The organism is Pseudomonas sp. fls2-241-R2A-110 (genome assembly GCF_030209165.1).
In the GTDB taxonomy this organism is placed as follows: domain Bacteria; phylum Pseudomonadota; class Gammaproteobacteria; order Pseudomonadales; family Pseudomonadaceae; genus Aquipseudomonas.
On sequence record NZ_JARVSN010000023.1, the window covers coordinates 88104 to 106020 of the forward strand.

The following is a 17917-nucleotide window of genomic DNA, read 5'->3' on the forward strand; positions in this document are numbered from 1 at the left end:
ACCTCACTCGACCATCGCATAGTCCGCCCGACCCACCGGATCAGGCGTCGACCCTCGCACATTCATCCCTCGACCCGGCGCAAAGCCGGGGAAAAACACCAGACCTTCCGATTCAAACCGATACGCCAACGCCAGCCGCGTGACATCCAGCACATCGCGCTCGGCCTCAAATCGTTGAATGGCGTCCACGGAGACAGCGGATTCCTGCGAAAGCTCTTCCACACTCCAACCCAGCATCGCTCGGGCCTGGGCACAGTGGGCCGGGGTGAATTGGAAAAGGGCGATACGTTCCAGGGTGATTTTCATCGCAAGAGAGGCCATGGTGTTCTCCGGGCTCGAGAGTGCTAATCCAAAAAGTACTGTGATTTTGTACAGTTGTTTTGCGCCCGGATCAAACTCAATTTTTGATTTTTGCTATTTCGTGGCCTCCATCCAGACGGACGGTGCCTGTCCCAACACGCGGCGAAACATGGTCGAGAAAGCCCCGGGGCTGTCATAACCGAAGTCCAGGGCTATCCGCGTCACGGGGTCGCCCGCCGCTAACCGGGCCAGGGCCAGTATCACGCAGGCCCGCTGCCGCCACTGGCTGAAGCTCAGCTCCGTCTGTTGGCGAAACAGCCGATTGAACGTGCGCAGGCTGACGTGCAATTGATCGGCCCATTGCTGCGGCGATTGATGAGCATCGGGGCGCTGCAAGAAGCCTTGGCACAACGCCAGCAACCGCGCATCGACCGGTAGAGGAATATGCAGCGGCAAGTGAGTACTGCGCGCCAGCTCATGCAGCAACAAGTCGATCAGCACGCCATCGCGCCCGGCCTCGTCATACGCCAGCGGGATCTCCACCGCCTCCATCAATAAATGCCGCATCAACGACGACACACTGATGACTTGGCAACGAGCCCCCAGATCAACCACACCCGGTTCGATGTACACACTGCGCGTGCTCACCCCCAGCATCATTACCTCATGCGCCACACCCGCCGGAATCCACACCGCCCGTTGCGGCGGCACCACCCAATTGCCGTCGTGCGTGCTGACCTGCATCACGCCCGTTGCGCCGTATAGGAGTTGTGCCCGCCGATGCGTATGACGAGGCAACAAATGGCCGTGGGAATAGTCCGTGCCGACGGCCACTACGGGTCGGAGTGTTTCATCCAGCAGATCAATCGAAACGTTGCGCATCTCACGGCTTCCGGCAATTGGCGTAAACGCGAACATTATTGGCTGGCTTGCTGAAGCCGGCCAAGGCACTTCGCTCTATCGTCGAGCGCTCTCAATCAATGGACGACGCGTGATGTTTTACCTATTGCTGGCATTTTTCGGCTGCATGACCGGCATCACCGCCGTGCTGTTCGGCTTCGGCGGCGGCTTCGTTGTTGTGCCATTGCTGTACCGCTTGTTAACCGCCAGCCACGGCAACGATGACCCGATCGGCCAATCAGCGATGCACATCGCCGTGGCAACCTCGACCTGCGTGATGATCGTCAACGCACTGATCGCCACCCGAAAACACCATCGCGCAGGTAATCTCATTCGCCATTACCTGTGGCCGTTGGGTGGCTTCATCGGCTTGGGCGCGACGGTCGGCGCCGTGGCCGCGACGTGGGTCAGTGGCGAACTGATTCGTTACGCCTTCATCGCCTACCTGGCCGTGACCATCGCGGACTGCTTGTTCAGACGCGGATTTCTGACCGCGCACGACACTGCTATTCCACGGCGATTGGGAAGGGCAGAACAGTCTGGCGGCGGTGTAGGAATCGGCATGATTGCCACGTTTCTTGGCGTGGGCGGCAGCGTCATGACCGTGCCTCTGTTGCGGCGATGCGGGTTGAGCATGAGTCACGCGACGTCCATGGCTAATCCGCTAAGCCTGCCGGTAGCGCTCGCCGGAACAGCGACTTACATGGCAATGGCGGCGTTCGCCGAGTTTGATCTGGGCACGTGGTTTGTGGGTTATGTGGATCTGCTGGCGTTTGCGGTTTTGACGATGGGGTCGTTGGTGGGGATTCGATTGGCTGCGCCGTGGATCGGGCGGATACCGGATCTGGTCCATGCGCGGGTTTATATTGGGTTGCTGGTGTTGGTGATGATCAGCATGTACCAGCAATGAATGCTGCTACTTCGCCTCCAACCCCGGCGCTTCCCGAATAATGAAGTGATCCAGGTTCTCAATATTCGCGCTGAACACCCCGAACGTCTGGTCGGGGTTTTTCTTGCTCGGCACCTGCTTCAACTCCGGCGTCACACCATAAAAGAAGCAAAACAACTCGGCCTCACTGTCGATGGCGTGCTTGATCTCTTCCAGGAAGGCTTTGCGCTTGCGGTAGTTCTCGATCAACTTCTTGCTCAGGTAAACGTTCACCGAATAAGGCTTCTTCTTCGTCTCGTCCGCTTGCTTGAACCAGACCTTCTGCTCGAAATCGATACGAAAGCTCTGGGTGTAATCCTTGATCTCCTTGATCTTGCCCCAGTAAATCAGCCCCTTGTTGTCCGTCAGGTATTCGATCTTCTTGAAGAACGACCCATAAGGCGCAGTGTGCTCGCCAATCTTCAGCGGCATGCGCTTGAGCAACTCCTTGTCCTCGAAGTTCGACACAAAACACTCTACCGGATGGGCGAAGACACTGGTCTTGTCCGGCGCCGATTCGCGACTCGGTTGCTCCGTGTGACTGTCCACCGATGCGGCTTGCGGGGCATCGCGCATCGCATCCGCGGCCACCGACGGGTTCGACGGCTTACGCACATACTCACGCCGAGTCAGCAACAACTCCGACGGGAAATGCTCCTCGCGACTGTCATCCGTTTCCGCACCGTCCGCGTCCACACCTGACGTCGACACCTTGAGACTGACGTAAGGACAATCCGCCACATGCCGCGTGCTGGGCGTGTTCTTGAAGTGCGGGGTGCGAACGTAATTCACGTTCTTGGCGTTGAACGTTGTCAGCACATTTGCTGCATCGAAGGCCAAGCGGCATGCGTCATTGGGACATTGGAAGTGTTCCTTGGCGGAATCGAACTCCATCGTCTCGTCGAAATTCAAATCGCGCACGTCATAGATCGACAACTTGTCGTCGAGGCTGAGGCAGTAGGCGAGGTCGAATTTCATGAGTGTTCTGGCTCTTCGTGGGATCGTTTTTATAGTCGCTAGGATCTCCTTCTGCACAGCTTTTTCGCTAATCCGACCTACTTCGTTGTACGGCTTTACCCGTGATAGCAATGTGGTTACCGTTGTAGGATTAGTTTCCTGCGGCTGTGAGCCGTTTCCTACGTTGGTTCGGTTCATACAAACCTCATCGACTGTGAGGGAAGCCAGCAATGCCCATTTTGCTCACGTAGCAAGGATAGTGACTCGATGACTTCGCCTGCACTCAACCAGATTTTGTTTGGTCCACCGGGAACCGGCAAGACGTACGCCACCATCGAGGCCGCTCTAGAAATACTTGATCCTGAGTTTCTACAGGTCAACAACGGTCGGGCAGCTTTGAAGAAACGCTTCGATGAGCTATCTGCAGAGGGACGTGTTGAGTTCGTTACTTTTCATCAAAGCTTCAGCTACGAGGACTTTGTTGAGGGGTTGCGTGCAGAAAGCGGAGAGGACGGAAAACTGCGCTATCACGTTGTCGATGGCGTGTTCAAAAAATTGTGCGCCACTGCCATCACCCATATGAAAAAGCCTAGTGTTCCATTTACGGTAGGAGAGTCATTTGCTTCGGGATATGTAGTTACGAGCGCGTCCGTTGAGTTGCTCAATTTGATTAAGCCTAAGGGGAAAGAACTACCGATAGGGATGAGCATCCTCAACACGCTTGCTGATTATGTGCGTTCCGGGCAATTAACCGTCACAGATATTCGCAACAAGCTAGTTTTTGAAAAGGTCTCAGAAACCAAGCTGGAACCATTTCTCGTCAATGGCTACAACAATATTTTGCCGATTTTGGTCGAGCGCATTCTGGATACTCCAACCGATGGTGAAGCGGCCAAGGTGACAGCCGATTCGAGCGATGCTCGCGTACTTATCATCGATGAAATAAATCGCGGCAACATTTCACGAATTTTTGGCGAGCTGATTACGCTCATAGAACCGTCCAAGCGTTCCGGAGCTGATGAGGCATTGAAGGTGACGCTTCCGTATTCGAAGGATCATTTCAGCGTTCCGAGTAATGTCTATCTCATTGGTACTATGAACACTGCGGATCGCTCGCTGGCGGGTCTAGACATCGCGTTGCGTCGTCGTTTCACTTTCCGTGAAATGCCGCCGAAGCCTGAGCTACTGAAAAATATTTTCGTGGGCGAACTAAACGTCGCCCAGCTCCTTACTGTGATGAATCAGCGAATCGAAATGCTGCTAGACCGTGATCATTGTCTGGGGCACGCGTATTTCATGCCTTTAGAGAGTGAACCTACGCTGAAACGGTTGGGGCTAATCTTTCGTGAGCAAGTGCTCCCATTGCTGCAAGAGTACTTTTTTGAGGACTGGCTACGAATTCAGTGGGTGCTTAACGATCATCGCAAGGCCCCTGAAAATTGCTTTATCAAACAGCCACCGTTCAATCCGGGATCGTTGTTCGGTGATCAAGTGGTGCTCAGTAACCAAAGTAACCAATGGCTTATCAACGAAGATGCCTTCGACCGAATTGAGTCTTTTTGTGGAGTCGTTGATCACGAAGCGATCCCCTTGAGCCTGCAAGGCGCTATTGAAACTAAGAAAGGTTTGACGGCGTGAAACCCGTCATCACGGTTCGAGAGTACGCGAGACTGACGACGGATAAGGTGACTAAGCCGACTTTGGATCTTGCGCAAGTTTCAGTGTCTGCCTTTGACTGGCTATGCAAACTCAACGCTTCTTTCAGCAATGCTGGAGCTGCGCTGGTTCAACTTGAGAACCGCCGTTTACTGAAACTCGACAATTATGTCGGTGTACTGGAAACACCCTGCGGCACGCGTCTTGAAATTCTTCCCAAGCATTTTGAGCAAGAGGACTGTATCAAGCAGAGCAGAGCATTGTTGCGGCGCATGATCCAAGCTTCTCTAAATTTACCTACCCGAGAAGTCGGCGCGGCGGATCTACAAAACTTCGATGCGCCGTTGAGCGAATGGGTCATGGGCCGATTCTTGCTGGCTCTGGATCATTTGATTAAGCGAGGTCTACGCTTTGACTACCAACGCGTAGAAGAGGAGCAGCGATTCCTGCGTGGTCAATTGGATTTGGTTAAGCAGATGCGCCAGCCCCTTGGTCGTCAGCACCATTTTCAGATTCGACACGACATCTATCTGCCCGACCGACCAGAAAATCGATTGCTCAAATTAGCGTTAGATCAGGTCTGCAAAACGACTAATGATGCTGGTAATTGGCGACTGGCTCATGAGCTAAGATGTGTTTTGTTAGAGGTGCCAACAAGCCGTGACGTGCAACAGGATTTTAAACAATGGAGCAACGAGCGACTGATGGCGCACTACGTTCCGGTAAAACCCTGGTGCGAGCTGATCATCAAGCAACAGATGCCTTTGGCGGTTGCTGGAGATTGGCATGGCATGAGCTTGCTGTTCCCGATGGAACGGCTGTTTGAGCGCTATGTAGCTGCGAGTCTTGGCAGGGATTTGCAGGGCGATGCCCAACTGCAAACTCAATCTCACAGTGAGTATTTGTGTCAACACAAAGGCAAAAATTTCTTCCAGCTACGGCCGGACCTGATGGTTCACCATCAACAAAAGAGTTGGGTGCTGGACACAAAATGGAAGCGATTGAGTTCATCCTCTGAGGATAAAAGCTACGGTTTGAAGCAGTCCGATTTTTATCAGTTGTTCGCTTATGGCCACAAATACCTTGCGGGCGAGGGGGAGTTGGTGCTGATTTACCCCAGACGATCTGCATTTGACGCGCCGCTGCAGGTATTCGAGTTCGCTCCGCAGCTCGCACTTTGGGTGCTGCCGTTTGATATGGAGCGTGGGGTATTGTTAGGCGCTCCTGAAGGGTTCCCGCTTCACTCTCAGCAACAGCGATCAAGTGAACAGTCGGCGTGATGCTCAACGTTCCCAATCAAATGGGTGCAGAAAGCTGCACCCATCTTTAACGGCTTTCTAAAATAGAAATAGCCGTGAAGCTTTCCTCCACCAGGATATTTGCTGTTGGGTCGGCAGGATGCAAGGCATGTCCCGCATCCGAATCCATGGTTCATTCTGCCAATGCAGCAAACTCAGTTGCATCTGTGGCCAATCCAAAACGCTCAAGGTCGGTCGCTCAACTGCCCGCGATGGTCTTGCGTCACGCAGTGCAGCTACAACCTGATGTGTAAGCCATTCGCGTAGTGAGCGATATTCCGGGCAATAGTGATAAACCAATAACGCATACACGCCCGATTCGCTGAGCATCAGTCGTTCCTCTGCTACTCCGTGAGCGTGCACCAACAACATCCGTCGCTGATCTGTATCGAGTTTTCGGGACATTCGCTCATCCAAATACTTGCCCATTAGCCGTCCTATATCACGCGCGCAAAACCAGGCTTGGTTTTCGAAGAGTAGGGCGTGGAGAAGAATGTCGCGACGAGTGAATAGGGTGGATGCGAGAGGCTCCCTCTCGTCGTTCATTGGTGTGGGTAAACTTCTGGATGCGAGTTGAGTAGACATAATCCGTGACCTCTACGTATTAAGGGGGCAGGGCTAGACCCAACGTAGAGTGGAATTAAGAAATCCCAACGAGCAAAGCCGTCACCTTCGAGCGACAAAACACCATAGGGTGAATTGCGCATCTGTGTGATTGACCAAGCTTTCTACGTTGGGCGTTTCTTAGGCACCTGCAATGGAGCTTAGTGGTGCTTTGAATGGACATCAATGCGGAAGCAGCTGTAAGTGCTGTAGGAGTTTTGACGCAGTAGCGTAGGGGTGAAAGGTAGGAATTCATTCCCCAATAAAAAAGCCCCGATCAGATCGGGGCTTTTAATTTTTCGACTTGTCGATTCAGGCAGCAATCGTCAAATCGTGGCGAGCGAGACTATTAGTCCCAGCTAAGCGCCCCACCAGTCTGATACTCAATAACCCGAGTCTCAAAGAAATTCTTCTCTTTCTTCAAGTCCATAATCTCGCTCATCCAAGGGAACGGGTTAGTCGTCCCTGGATACTCTTCCTTCAAACCAATCTGCGACAAACGACGGTTAGCGATGAACTTCAAATAGTCCTCCATCATCGCCGCGTTCATGCCCAACACGCCGCGAGGCATGGTGTCACGTGCGTATTCGATTTCCAGCTGAGTGCCTTGCAGAATCATCTGCGAAGCTTCTTCCTTCATCTCGGCATCCCACAGGTGCGGGTTTTCGATTTTGATCTGGTTGATCACGTCGATGCCGAAGTTCAGGTGCATGGATTCGTCGCGCAGGATGTACTGGAACTGCTCGGCGACGCCGGTCATTTTGTTGCGGCGGCCCATGGAGAGGATCTGGGTGAAGCCGCAGTAGAAGAAGATGCCTTCCAGAACGCAGTAGTAGGCGATCAGGTTGCGCAGCAGCTCTTTGTCGGTTTCGACGGTGCCGGTTTCGAACTTCGGATCGGAGATCGAACGGGTGTATTTGAGGCCCCAGGTGGCTTTTTTCGCGACCGATGGGATCTCGTGGTACATGTTGAAGATCTCGCCTTCATCCATGGCCAACGATTCGATGCAGTACTGGTAGGCGTGGGTGTGGATCGCTTCCTCGAAAGCCTGGCGCAGGATGTACTGGCGGCATTCCGGGTTGGTGATCAGGCGGTACACGGCCAGGACCAGGTTGTTGGCAACCAGGGAGTCGGCGGTGGAGAAGAAGCCGAGGTTACGCATGACGATGCGGCGCTCGTCGTCGGTCAGGCCTTCCGGGTCTTTCCAGAGGGCGATGTCGGCGGTCATGTTGACTTCTTGCGGCATCCAGTGGTTTGCGCAACCGTCCAGATACTTCTGCCAGGCCCAGTCGTACTTGAAAGGCACGAGTTGGTTGAGGTCGGCGCGGCAGTTGATCATGCGCTTTTCGTCGACGGCAACACGGGCGGAGGCGCCTTCGAGTTCGGCGAGGCCTTCGGCGATGTCGAGGTTGTCCAGGGCAGCTTTTGCACGGGCGATAGCGGCAGAGTCGGTCGCGGTTACGGCGCGAGCTTCTTGAGCGGCGACACCACCAGCGGTGTCGAGTCGGTCCATGTTGGCTTCAGTCGCGTGGCCGGCGTTGGCGCCTTTTACCACGGTCTCGCCGCTGTCTTCTTTGTCGAATTCGTCCCAGCTCAGCATGACGTGTCGTCTCCTGCGTGAGGGCCAGATGCCCGTGTGAAAACTCTATGGTTGGTTTTTCACACGACCTTACTGGCCGCGTTGGATAGCGTTTTTTGCAGCGGTACACGCAGGCAAATAAACATAAATTAGTACGGGGTTCCGAGAGCCTCTGACGGGCGCAGAAATCGGTGAGGACTTCGGCGTGGGCTTCAGACTGGCTGTTATCCCTGTAAGGGAATATTGCAGGCCCGTTTAAGCCGGCATTATAGGGAAATTTTTGCGGCCGTGGTGGGGCGAATCCGCGCATGGAGCGGTCGAGAAGGAAGGTTTTTCGGTCGGAGCGAGGGTTTATAGGGCTTTGGCTGGATATCGCGGGTGAAGATTTTTTTTCATAAATTTTGGCGAACAATTTTTTTGTTCAAAAAATAGCCAAAAAAACCGGTTTTTCACTACATGTTGTGTTTTGAATCGGTTTTCGGTGGGTCCAGACACAACTAAGCCCGACCGAAGTCGGGCTGTAAGTCACGCTCGATGATCAGCTGAAGCGAGCGGCACCGACGCGATCAGCGCCATCGGCAGCAACCTTGGCGGCTCCGGTGTGATCAAAACCGTCGGCAGCGACTTTGGCGGTGCCAGTGTGATCAAAACCGTCAGCGGCGAGTTTGCCTGCACCGATGTGATCGGCGCCATCAGCGGCGAAGGAGGCCGAGCCGGTATGGTCGTAGCCGTCAGCAGCAACAGCCGCTTCAGTGGTGAAAGCCGCCGAGCCGGTGCGGTCGTAGCCGTCAGCAGCAAAGGTGTTGGCAGCCAGGACAGACAGGGTCAGGGCGAGGATCAGTTTGGTTTTCATGGTAGTGGCTCCAGGTTCGTGGGCGTTTTGTGCCTTGGGTGTGGAATTCATACTACGCCGACAAATTTGATTAAAAAGCGCAAATAAATGCTTAAAACAATCGTAAAAATCGATCTATACGGTTCGGCGCTTCATCTGCCTGAAACAGCGGGCGGATGGGTCGAACCGTTTAGGGGAGTGCCGGGTGATTAGCCGTTAGAGCAGCCGTTACCCATGATGCTGTAGCGAAGAATATGGCGTTGACCGTTGGAGTCGTCGTATTCCATTTTCATTGGAACGACGCCGCACACATCCGGGACTTCACTCATCGATATAACTTTGGCGATGTCCAGGTGAGTGGAGTAGGTGTATTCCTCGATGGCCGGTTTTTGCTGCGCAACATCAGTCGGAGCCTCGTCTGCCATGGCGGTTACGCACAGACTGCTGAGGGCCAGAACTAATAAAGCTTTCATTTCTTTTTTACCTTTTAAAGGTCGAGTGGGGTCACGCAACCTTTTTGGGGTTGCGTGTGGAACTTGATTACTGGTGGGTTGATTAACTGCCTTCGTGGGGGCTGCAACTTGGTTAATCAGGGTTTGCCTTGTTGGCGAGGCAGATTTTAGGCGTGGGGTCTGCATTCATATAGGTGGGCTTTTGATAAACACCTTTGACAGATTTCGTAACAATCACCGATTTACGTTGTAAAAGGCGGTTTATTAGCGAAATAGCGACGTGGTTTTTCGAGTGGACCGCGTTATTACTTTTTGCGCTCAAGCCGCATAACCAATGGGCTGGCGGGGTGTTTGGGACGTGCGTTCCAGGCGTGTCCGGGGCTTATCACGATAATTTGTAGGGGCTTGTTACTACCATCGTCGAATGGTTCTATAGGCCCGGCCCGGCTACAACAGGGTCATACAAAAACAACTATTCCACCGAGGTAAGAAAGATGAGTGCGGCTTCCCTGTATCCCGTTCGTCCCGAGGTTCTGGCCAACACGCTGACTGACGAGGCGACCTACAAGGCGATGTACCAGCAGTCCGTCGTCAATCCGGACGGCTTCTGGCGCGAACAAGCCAAGCGCCTCGACTGGATCAAGCCTTTCACCACGGTGAAGCAGACGTCCTTCGACGATCACCATGTCGACATCAAATGGTTCGCCGACGGCACCCTGAACGTTTCCTACAACTGCCTCGACCGCCATCTGGCCGAGCGCGGCGATCAAATTGCGATCATCTGGGAGGGCGATGACCCTGCCGAGAGCCGCAACATCACCTACCGCGAGCTGCACGAACAAGTCTGCAAGTTCGCCAACGCCCTGCGCGGCCAGGATGTGCACCGCGGCGACGTGGTGACTATCTATATGCCGATGATCCCCGAAGCCGTGGTCGCCATGCTGGCGTGCACCCGGATCGGCGCGATTCACTCGGTGGTCTTCGGTGGCTTCTCGCCGGAAGCCCTGGCGGGCCGCATCATCGACTGCAAATCCAAAGTGGTGATCACGGCCGACGAAGGCGTTCGTGCCGGCAAGAAGATCCCGCTCAAGTCCAACGTCGACGACGCACTGACCAACCCGGAAACCAGCAGCATTCAAAAAGTCATCGTGTGCAAGCGCACCGGTGGCGACATCAAGTGGAACCAGCACCGCGACATCTGGTTTGAAGACCTGATGAAAGTGGCGGGCACGGTCTGCGCGCCGAAAGAAATGGGTGCTGAAGAAGCGCTGTTCATCCTTTACACCTCCGGTTCGACCGGCAAGCCAAAAGGTGTTCAGCACACCACTGGCGGTTATCTGCTGTACGCGGCAATGACCCATGAGCGCGTGTTCGACTATCGTCCGGGCGAAATCTACTGGTGCACCGCCGACGTCGGCTGGGTCACTGGCCACACTTATATTGTCTACGGCCCGCTGGCCAACGGCGCGACCACCGTGCTGTTCGAAGGCGTGCCGAACTACCCGGACATCACTCGGGTGGCGAAGATCGTCGACAAGCACAAGGTCAACATCCTCTACACCGCGCCGACCGCTATCCGCGCGATGATGGCGTCGGGCAAGGCCGCCGTTGAAGGCGCCGATGGCAGCAGTCTGCGTCTGTTGGGTTCGGTCGGTGAGCCAATCAACCCGGAAGCGTGGGATTGGTACTACAAAAACGTCGGCCAGTCCCGCTGCCCGATCGTCGACACCTGGTGGCAAACCGAGACCGGTGCCACGCTGATGAGCCCGCTGCCGGGTGCTCACGCGCTCAAGCCGGGTTCTGCGGCACGTCCGTTCTTCGGCGTGGTGCCAGCCTTGGTGGATAACCTGGGCAACATCATCGAAGGCGCTGCCGAGGGCAACCTGGTGATTCTCGATTCGTGGCCAGGTCAGGCGCGCACGCTGTATGGCGACCATGATCGGTTCGTTGACACCTACTTCAAGACTTTCCGTGGCATGTACTTCACCGGTGACGGCGCCCGTCGCGATGAAGACGGTTACTACTGGATCACCGGTCGTGTGGATGACGTGCTCAACGTCTCCGGCCACCGCATGGGCACCGCCGAAATCGAAAGTGCGATGGTTGCTCACCCGAAAGTCGCCGAGGCCGCCGTCGTCGGCGTGCCGCACGACATCAAGGGGCAGGGTATCTATGTCTACGTCACGCTGATCAGTGGCGAAGAGCCGAGCGAGCAGTTGCGTTTGGAACTGAAAAACTGGGTGCGTAAGGAGATCGGCCCGATTGCATCCCCGGACGTCATCCAGTGGGCGCCAGGCTTGCCGAAAACCCGCTCGGGCAAAATCATGCGGCGCATTCTGCGCAAGATTGCGACGGCCGAATACGATGGGTTGGGGGATATCTCCACCCTGGCGGATCCGGGTGTAGTGCAGCATTTGATCGAGACGCACAAGACCATGAATGTTGCGTAAGTAACAATCTTGAGTCATTGAAGCCCCGCCAGGCATTGCGCCTGGCGGGGCTTTTTATTGCCTGGGGTTTTGTGTACGGATCGTTCCCACGCTCCGCGTGGGAATGCATCCAGTGACGCTCTGCGTCACACGCAGGAAGGGACGCAGAGCGTCCCGGGCGGCATTCCCACGCGGAGCGTGGGAACGATCAGCACGATCAGCACGATCAACGTTGATTTTCAACCAATATTTATCGGCTCACCTGTCAGCCCATTCCTACTGTTACCCGTCACCCTTCAAGTAACTAAATGTGTAACCGCGTGTTCGGAGACGGGGCATTGAGAAACGCATCGCCCCATTCCCGGGCCTCTGCAACCACTCTGAAAAATAAGACACAACGCTGCGCTTGCCGGATTAGAAGGGTTTGCCAATAATAGGCCCGCAATTTGCAGCATAGATCGGTTAACTGTCTTTTGCTCTTGCATGAATTTGCAAGGCTGTCAACGCGCCCAAGCGGCTTTCTCGGTGCTTCTGTAATTAGTTGTCGCATTGAAGAAATATCGGCTTCGGGCCTGTCGTTAGAATGCCGATCACTCGCTCGTTGTCGCCCGCGTTGAAAATAACGCGCGATTCCTACAACGCAGCATCGCTTTTCCGGTTCCACTCATTCGCATATTGGGCTGTCGCTCACTCTGCCGTTTTAGCCCTTTACCGATGGAGTCCCAAGATGAAGAAACTCGTGCTGCTTGGCGCCCTGGCACTGTCCGTGCTGTCTCTGCCAACCTTCGCCGATGAAAAGCCTCTGAAAATTGGTATCGAAGCGGCTTACCCTCCGTTCGCGTCCAAAGCGCCGGACGGCAGCATCGTTGGTTTCGACTACGACATCGGCAACGCCCTGTGCGAACAGATGCAGGTCAAGTGCGTGTGGGTCGAGCAAGAGTTCGACGGTCTGATCCCGGCACTCAAAGTGCGCAAGATCGACGCGATCCTGTCGTCCATGTCGATCACTGAAGACCGCAAGAAGTCCGTGGACTTCACCAACAAGTACTACAACACCCCGGCCCGCCTGGTCATGAAGGAAGGCACTCAAGTCAGCGAAGGCTTGACTGAGCTCAAGGGCAAGAACATCGGCGTGCAACGTGGTTCGATCCACGAGCGCTTCGCTCGCGAAGTCCTGGCCCCGCTGGGTGCTGAGGTCAAGCCGTACGGTTCGCAGAACGAAATCTACCTCGACGTGGCTGCTGGCCGCCTCGACGGCACCGTGGCAGACGCTACGCTGCTCAATGACGGTTTCCTGAAAACCGACGCCGGCAAAGGTTTCGCCTTCGTTGGCCCGGCCTTCACCGACGTCAAATACTTCGGCGACGGCGTGGGTATCGCGGTTCGCAAGGGCGACGCGTTGAAAGACAAGATCAACACCGCGATCGCTGCCATTCGCGAGAACGGCAAGTACAAGCAAATCCAGGACAAATACTTCGCCTTCGATATCTACGGCAAGTAACACGTCCAAGCGACAAGTCCGAAATGGCGCAAGCAACAGGATCTCTGAGGTTTGCGCCATTTTTTCATCCCAACATTCGAGGACCTGAATCATGTTGAAAGGCTACGGGGCTGTCATCCTCGATGGCGCATGGCTGACGCTTCAGCTCGCCTTGTCGTCCATGGCCCTGGCCATCGTTCTGGGTCTGATCGGCGTTGCATTGCGTCTGTCACCGGTTCGCTGGCTGGCATGGCTGGGCGATCTGTACTCCACGGTGATCCGCGGTATTCCCGACCTGGTGCTGATCCTGCTGATTTTCTACGGCGGCCAGGATTTGCTTAACCGTGTCGCACCGATGCTTGGCTTTAACGATTACATCGACCTGAACCCGTTGGCCGCCGGTATCGGCACCCTGGGCTTCATCTTCGGTGCGTACCTGTCGGAAACCTTCCGTGGCGCCTTCATGGCGATCCCCAAAGGTCAGGCAGAAGCTGGCATGGCGTACGGCATGAGCAGTTTTCAGGTGTTCTTCCGGGTCTTGGTGCCGCAGATGATTCGTCTGGCGATTCCGGGCTTCACCAACAACTGGCTGGTATTGACCAAGGCGACTGCGCTGATTTCGGTGGTCGGTCTGCAAGACATGATGTTCAAGGCCAAGCAGGCGGCAGATGCCACCCGCGAGCCTTTCACCTTCTTCCTCGCAGTGGCGGCGATGTACCTGGTAATCACCAGCGTCTCGTTGCTGGCATTGCGTCACCTTGAGAAGCGCTACTCGGTAGGCGTAAGGGCGGCTGATCTATGATCTTCGACTACAACGTCATTTGGGAGGCCTTGCCGCTGTACTTCGGCGGCCTGGTGACCACCCTTAAATTGCTCGCGCTGTCGCTGTTTTTCGGCCTGCTGTGCGCCTTGCCACTGGGCTTGATGCGCGTTTCCAAGCAGCCGATCGTCAACATGACGGCCTGGCTCTACACCTACGTGATCCGCGGCACGCCGATGTTGGTGCAGCTGTTCTTGATCTACTACGGGCTGGCGCAATTCGAAGCGGTGCGTGAGAGCTTCCTGTGGCCGTGGCTGTCCAGCGCAACGTTCTGTGCGTGCCTGGCGTTCGCGATCAATACCAGTGCCTACACCGCTGAAATCATCGCCGGCAGCCTGCGCGCCACGCCGAACGGTGAGATCGAAGCGGCCAAGGCGATGGGCATGTCGCGCTACAAATTGTACAAGCGCATCCTGTTGCCGTCGGCCCTGCGCCGGGCGCTGCCGCAGTACAGCAACGAAGTGATCATGATGTTGCAGACCACCAGTCTGGCGTCCATCGTGACCCTGATCGACATCACCGGTGCCGCGCGTACGGTCAACGCCCAGTTCTACTTGCCGTTCGAAGCCTACATCACGGCCGGTGTGTTCTACCTGTGCCTGACCTTCATTCTGGTCAAGCTGTTCAAACTGGCCGAGGGCCGCTGGCTGGGCTATCTGGCCCCGCGGAAGCACTGATATGGAGCGCATCGATCATTCATTGCCGTGGAGCCACCTGGGCAGCGAACGCCAGATTTCGGTGTTCCGCTTCGGCACTGGCGAGCGCAAAGCCTACATTCAGGCCAGCCTGCACGCCGATGAGCTGCCGGGGATGCGCACGGCCTGGGAGCTGAAAAAGCGCCTGGCCGAACTCGAAGCCCAAGGCTTGCTCAACGGTGTGATCGAACTGGTGCCAGTGGCCAACCCACTGGGCCTCGGTCAGCTGTTGCAAGGCAGCCATCAAGGACGTTTCGAGGCGGGCAGCGGCAAGAACTTCAACCGCGATTTCGTCGAGCTGAGCGCGCCAGTGGCCGCTGCGCTGGACGGGCGTCTGGGTGATGATCCGCACGCCAACATCCGCATGATTCGCCAGGCGATGAGTGATGCACTCGACGCCTTGCCGCCGGCCGCGAGCCAGTTGCAAGGCATGCAGCGCATCTTGCTCAGCCACGCTTGCACCGCCGATGTGGTGCTGGATCTGCATTGCGATGCCGAAGCGGCGCTGCACATGTATGCCTTGCCGCAGCACTGGCCGCAATGGCGTTCCCTCGCCGCGCACCTGGACGTGAAAGTGGGGCTGCTGGCGGAAGATTCCGGTGGCAGTTCCTTCGATGAAGCTTGCTCGCTGCCGTGGTTGCGCCTGTCGCGTCAGTTTCCCGATGCGCAAATTCCGCTGGCCTGCCTGGCGACTACCATTGAATTGGGTGGTCAGGCCGACACCGGTCGCGCTGAAGCCTGTGCTTATGCCGAAGGCATTCTGGCGTTCCTCGCCGAGCAAGGGCTGATCAGCGGCGAATGGCCAAAGCCTGCGCAGGAAGCGTGCGAAGGCCTGCCGTTCGAAGGCACCGAATTGCTGTTTGCACCACACCCGGGTGTGGTGAGTTTCCTGCGTAAACCCGGTGAATGGATTGAAGCCGGCGATGAGATTTTCGAAGTGATCGATCCGTTAGCGGATCGGGTCAGCACGGTGTGTGCTGGTACGTCCGGGGTGCTGTTTGCCATTGAACGGCTGCGTTATGCCCAACCCGGTTTCTGGCTGGCCAAGGTGGCGGGGCGCGAAGCGCTGCGTCACGGGCGCTTGCTCAACGACTGACTGACTGTTTTTGTGAGAACCGACCGCATGTACAAACTTGAAGTCCAAGACCTGCATAAACGCTATGGCAGTCACGAAGTGCTCAAGGGCGTGTCCCTGAAAGCGGCGGCTGGCGATGTGATCAGCATCATCGGCTCCAGTGGCTCCGGCAAAAGTACCTTCCTGCGTTGCATCAACCTGCTTGAGCAGCCGCACGCGGGCAAGATTCTGCTCAACAACGAAGAGCTGAAACTGGTCGCCAACAAGGATGGCGCCCTGAAGGCCGCCGACCCGAAACAGTTGCAACGCATGCGTTCGCGCCTGTCGATGGTGTTCCAGCATTTCAACCTGTGGTCGCACATGACCGCGTTGGAAAACATCATGGAAGCGCCGGTCCACGTGCTTGGCATGTCCAAGGCTGAAGCCCGTGAAAAAGCCGAGCACTACTTGAACAAAGTAGGCGTGGGCCACCGCAAGGATGCCTATCCGGGCCACATGTCCGGCGGCGAGCAGCAGCGCGTGGCGATTGCCCGTGCATTGGCGATGGAACCTGAGGTGATGCTGTTCGACGAACCGACGTCCGCCCTCGACCCGGAACTGGTCGGCGACGTGTTGAAGGTGATGCAAGCCCTGGCACAAGAAGGCCGGACCATGGTGGTGGTCACGCACGAAATGGGTTTTGCCCGTGAAGTGTCGAACCAGCTGGTGTTCCTGCACAAAGGTGTCGTTGAGGAAAGCGGTAACCCGCGTGAGGTGCTGGTCAATCCACAGTCCGAACGCCTGCAACAATTCCTCTCGGGTAGCCTCAAGTAATCGCTCCCGTTACGCACCAAATTAGGTCATGCTGCGCACCGCGCGCCAAATGGTCTAATTTGGTTGCAGCCGCTTTCGGCTTCTAACACTGTTTTCGTTTCGGATTGCCCGCCATGACTGCCCATCGAATTGGTTTCCTGATTTGGCCCAGCACTAAAGCACTGACGCTTGCGCTGGCTGAGGAGGCCTTGCGTGTTGCCCAGCGTGTGCACCCGGACGTTGTCTACGAACTCTCGTTTTTGCAGGCCGAACCGCCGACCGAAGGCGCCTGGCAATTGCCGGGTGAACCGTGGGCCGGCAAGCTCGAAAATTTCCAGAAACTGTTTTTGCTCGCCGATGAGCCGCCGACCACACTCGCGCCGCCGCTCAGCAGTTCGTTGAAGCAGTTGGTGCGAGCCGGTTGTGTGATTGGTGGTTTGTCGGCCGGTGTCTACCCGTTGGCTCAACTGGGTTTGCTCGATGGCTACCGCGCCGCCGTGCATTGGCGCTGGCAAGACGATTTCGCCGAACGTTTCCCGAAAGTCATCGCCACCAGTCATCTGTTCGACTGGGATCGTGATCGCCTGACCGCGTGCGGTGGCTTGTCGGTTCTCGACTTGCTGCTGGCGGTGTTGGCCCGCGATCACGGTGCCGAACTGGCCGGTGCGGTCTCCGAAGAGCTGGTGGTCGAGCGCATCCGCGAAGGCGGCGAGCGCCAGCGTATTCCGCTGCAGAACCGTCTCGGTTCCAGCCATCCGAAGCTCACCCAAGCCGTGTTGCTCATGGAAGCCAACATCGAAGAGCCGCTGACCACCGACGAAATCGCCCAGCACGTGTGCGTATCCCGTCGGCAGTTGGAGCGGATCTTCAAGCAATACCTCAACCGCGTGCCGAGCCAGTACTACCTGGAACTGCGCCTGAACAAGGCCCGGCAAATGTTGATGCAAACCAGCAAGTCGATCATCCAGATCGGTTTGTCGTGTGGCTTCTCGTCGGGGCCGCATTTCTCCAGCGCTTACCGCAATTTCTTCGGCGCCACGCCGCGGGAAGATCGCAACCAGCGGCGCAGCAGCAGCCCGTTCGAGTTGTCGTCGGTGCCGTCGGAACGAGGCTGACGGCGA

17 protein-coding genes are annotated in these 17917 nt (G+C 56.2%); 10 read left to right on the forward strand and 7 right to left on the reverse strand.

What is annotated here, in order from left to right; all coding sequences use genetic code 11:
* Positions 1 to 3: 3 nt before the first annotated feature.
* Together QRN31_RS19135 and QRN31_RS19140 are read right to left on the reverse strand one after the other, a co-directional pair.
* Positions 4 to 321, reverse strand: a complete 318-nt coding sequence (locus QRN31_RS19135; RefSeq protein WP_285433798.1) for a helix-turn-helix domain-containing protein — start codon at positions 319 to 321, stop codon at positions 4 to 6.
* A 93-nt stretch (positions 322 to 414) separates the two neighbouring features.
* Positions 415 to 1182 carry an AraC family transcriptional regulator gene (locus QRN31_RS19140; protein ID WP_285433800.1) on the reverse strand — a complete coding sequence of 256 codons (768 nt, stop codon included), beginning with the start codon at positions 1180 to 1182 and terminating at the stop codon, positions 415 to 417.
* A 112-nt stretch (positions 1183 to 1294) separates the two neighbouring features.
* On the opposite strand from QRN31_RS19140, the gene QRN31_RS19145 reads away from it, so the two are divergent.
* Entirely contained in the window at positions 1295 to 2110 is an 816-nt protein-coding gene (locus QRN31_RS19145) for a sulfite exporter TauE/SafE family protein (RefSeq protein ID WP_285433801.1), read from the forward strand.
* A gap of 6 nt (positions 2111 to 2116) precedes the next feature.
* Here the strand turns inward: QRN31_RS19145 and QRN31_RS19150 are convergent, their stop codons facing one another.
* Complete coding sequence (locus tag QRN31_RS19150) at positions 2117 to 3106, reverse strand: hypothetical protein (RefSeq protein ID WP_285433803.1); 990 nt, start codon at positions 3104 to 3106, stop codon at positions 2117 to 2119.
* 246 nt (positions 3107 to 3352) lie between these two features.
* On the opposite strand from QRN31_RS19150, the gene QRN31_RS19155 reads away from it, so the two are divergent.
* Positions 3353 to 4723: an McrB family protein gene (locus QRN31_RS19155; RefSeq protein WP_285433805.1), complete on the forward strand. Its 1371-nt coding sequence runs from the start codon at positions 3353 to 3355 to the stop codon at positions 4721 to 4723.
* Positions 4720 to 6021, forward strand: coding sequence for an McrC family protein (locus QRN31_RS19160; protein WP_285433806.1), 1302 nt, complete (start codon positions 4720 to 4722; stop codon positions 6019 to 6021). The genes QRN31_RS19155 and QRN31_RS19160 overlap by 4 nt, the downstream gene beginning before the upstream one ends.
* A gap of 57 nt (positions 6022 to 6078) precedes the next feature.
* Here the strand turns inward: QRN31_RS19160 and QRN31_RS19165 are convergent, their stop codons facing one another.
* The 4 genes from QRN31_RS19165 to QRN31_RS19180 form a co-directional block, all read right to left on the reverse strand.
* Positions 6079 to 6585 (reverse strand): BRO-N domain-containing protein, encoded by a 507-nt coding sequence (locus tag QRN31_RS19165; protein ID WP_285433936.1) that lies wholly within the window; start codon positions 6583 to 6585, stop codon positions 6079 to 6081.
* 406 nt (positions 6586 to 6991) lie between these two features.
* On the reverse strand, positions 6992 to 8242 hold the full coding sequence (locus QRN31_RS19170) for a ribonucleotide-diphosphate reductase subunit beta (protein WP_084322765.1): 1251 nt from the start codon (positions 8240 to 8242) through the stop codon (positions 6992 to 6994).
* Positions 8243 to 8759: 517 nt separating this feature from the next.
* On the reverse strand, positions 8760 to 9074 hold the full coding sequence (locus tag QRN31_RS19175; RefSeq protein WP_285433807.1) for a hypothetical protein: 315 nt from the start codon (positions 9072 to 9074) through the stop codon (positions 8760 to 8762).
* A 188-nt stretch (positions 9075 to 9262) separates the two neighbouring features.
* Positions 9263 to 9526, reverse strand: coding sequence for a DUF2790 domain-containing protein (locus tag QRN31_RS19180; protein ID WP_090187135.1), 264 nt, complete (start codon positions 9524 to 9526; stop codon positions 9263 to 9265).
* Positions 9527 to 9999: 473 nt separating this feature from the next.
* Here QRN31_RS19180 and acs point away from each other — a divergent pair, with 473 nt between their 5' ends.
* The 7 genes from acs (at position 10000) to QRN31_RS19215 (ending at position 17911) form a co-directional block, all read left to right on the forward strand.
* Complete coding sequence (gene acs, locus QRN31_RS19185) at positions 10000 to 11955, forward strand: acetate--CoA ligase (RefSeq protein ID WP_285433808.1); 1956 nt, start codon at positions 10000 to 10002, stop codon at positions 11953 to 11955.
* 706 nt (positions 11956 to 12661) lie between these two features.
* Positions 12662 to 13435, forward strand: a complete 774-nt coding sequence (aotJ, locus tag QRN31_RS19190; RefSeq protein ID WP_285433809.1) for an L-arginine-binding protein AotJ — start codon at positions 12662 to 12664, stop codon at positions 13433 to 13435.
* A 91-nt stretch (positions 13436 to 13526) separates the two neighbouring features.
* Entirely contained in the window at positions 13527 to 14216 is a 690-nt protein-coding gene (locus QRN31_RS19195) for an ABC transporter permease (protein ID WP_090187128.1), read from the forward strand.
* Positions 14213 to 14911, forward strand: coding sequence for an ABC transporter permease (locus QRN31_RS19200; protein WP_285433810.1), 699 nt, complete (start codon positions 14213 to 14215; stop codon positions 14909 to 14911). The genes QRN31_RS19195 and QRN31_RS19200 overlap by 4 nt, the downstream gene beginning before the upstream one ends.
* Before the next feature lies 1 nt (position 14912).
* A complete protein-coding gene (locus QRN31_RS19205) occupies positions 14913 to 16025 on the forward strand; it encodes a M14 family metallopeptidase (protein WP_285433812.1) in 1113 nt (370 codons plus the stop codon).
* Between the two features lie 27 nt (positions 16026 to 16052).
* The gene (locus QRN31_RS19210; RefSeq protein WP_007943885.1) at positions 16053 to 16817 is read left to right on the forward strand and encodes an ABC transporter ATP-binding protein; all 765 of its coding nucleotides are present in this window, start codon (positions 16053 to 16055) and stop codon (positions 16815 to 16817) included.
* A gap of 113 nt (positions 16818 to 16930) precedes the next feature.
* Positions 16931 to 17911, forward strand: a complete 981-nt coding sequence (locus QRN31_RS19215) for a GlxA family transcriptional regulator (RefSeq protein WP_285433814.1) — start codon at positions 16931 to 16933, stop codon at positions 17909 to 17911.
* Positions 17912 to 17917 lie beyond the last annotated feature (6 nt).

Excerpts from the sequence above, each read along its gene's own strand:
- QRN31_RS19135 (WP_285433798.1), bottom strand. The coding sequence starts at position 321 with ATGGCCTCTCTTGCGATGAAAATCACCCTGGAACGTATCGCCCTTTTC.
- QRN31_RS19140 (WP_285433800.1), bottom strand. The coding sequence starts at position 1,182 with ATGCGCAACGTTTCGATTGATCTGCTGGATGAAACACTCCGACCCGTA.
- QRN31_RS19145 (WP_285433801.1), top strand. The coding sequence starts at position 1,295 with ATGTTTTACCTATTGCTGGCATTTTTCGGCTGCATGACCGGCATCACC.
- QRN31_RS19150 (WP_285433803.1), bottom strand. The coding sequence starts at position 3,106 with ATGAAATTCGACCTCGCCTACTGCCTCAGCCTCGACGACAAGTTGTCG.
- QRN31_RS19155 (WP_285433805.1), top strand. The coding sequence starts at position 3,353 with ATGACTTCGCCTGCACTCAACCAGATTTTGTTTGGTCCACCGGGAACC.
- QRN31_RS19165 (WP_285433936.1), bottom strand. The coding sequence starts at position 6,585 with ATGAACGACGAGAGGGAGCCTCTCGCATCCACCCTATTCACTCGTCGC.
- QRN31_RS19170 (WP_084322765.1), bottom strand. The coding sequence starts at position 8,242 with ATGCTGAGCTGGGACGAATTCGACAAAGAAGACAGCGGCGAGACCGTG.
- QRN31_RS19175 (WP_285433807.1), bottom strand. The coding sequence starts at position 9,074 with ATGAAAACCAAACTGATCCTCGCCCTGACCCTGTCTGTCCTGGCTGCC.
- QRN31_RS19180 (WP_090187135.1), bottom strand. The coding sequence starts at position 9,526 with ATGAAAGCTTTATTAGTTCTGGCCCTCAGCAGTCTGTGCGTAACCGCC.
- acs (WP_285433808.1), top strand. The coding sequence starts at position 10,000 with ATGAGTGCGGCTTCCCTGTATCCCGTTCGTCCCGAGGTTCTGGCCAAC.
- aotJ (WP_285433809.1), top strand. The coding sequence starts at position 12,662 with ATGAAGAAACTCGTGCTGCTTGGCGCCCTGGCACTGTCCGTGCTGTCT.
- QRN31_RS19195 (WP_090187128.1), top strand. The coding sequence starts at position 13,527 with ATGTTGAAAGGCTACGGGGCTGTCATCCTCGATGGCGCATGGCTGACG.
- QRN31_RS19200 (WP_285433810.1), top strand. The coding sequence starts at position 14,213 with ATGATCTTCGACTACAACGTCATTTGGGAGGCCTTGCCGCTGTACTTC.
- QRN31_RS19205 (WP_285433812.1), top strand. The coding sequence starts at position 14,913 with ATGGAGCGCATCGATCATTCATTGCCGTGGAGCCACCTGGGCAGCGAA.
- QRN31_RS19210 (WP_007943885.1), top strand. The coding sequence starts at position 16,053 with ATGTACAAACTTGAAGTCCAAGACCTGCATAAACGCTATGGCAGTCAC.
- QRN31_RS19215 (WP_285433814.1), top strand. The coding sequence starts at position 16,931 with ATGACTGCCCATCGAATTGGTTTCCTGATTTGGCCCAGCACTAAAGCA.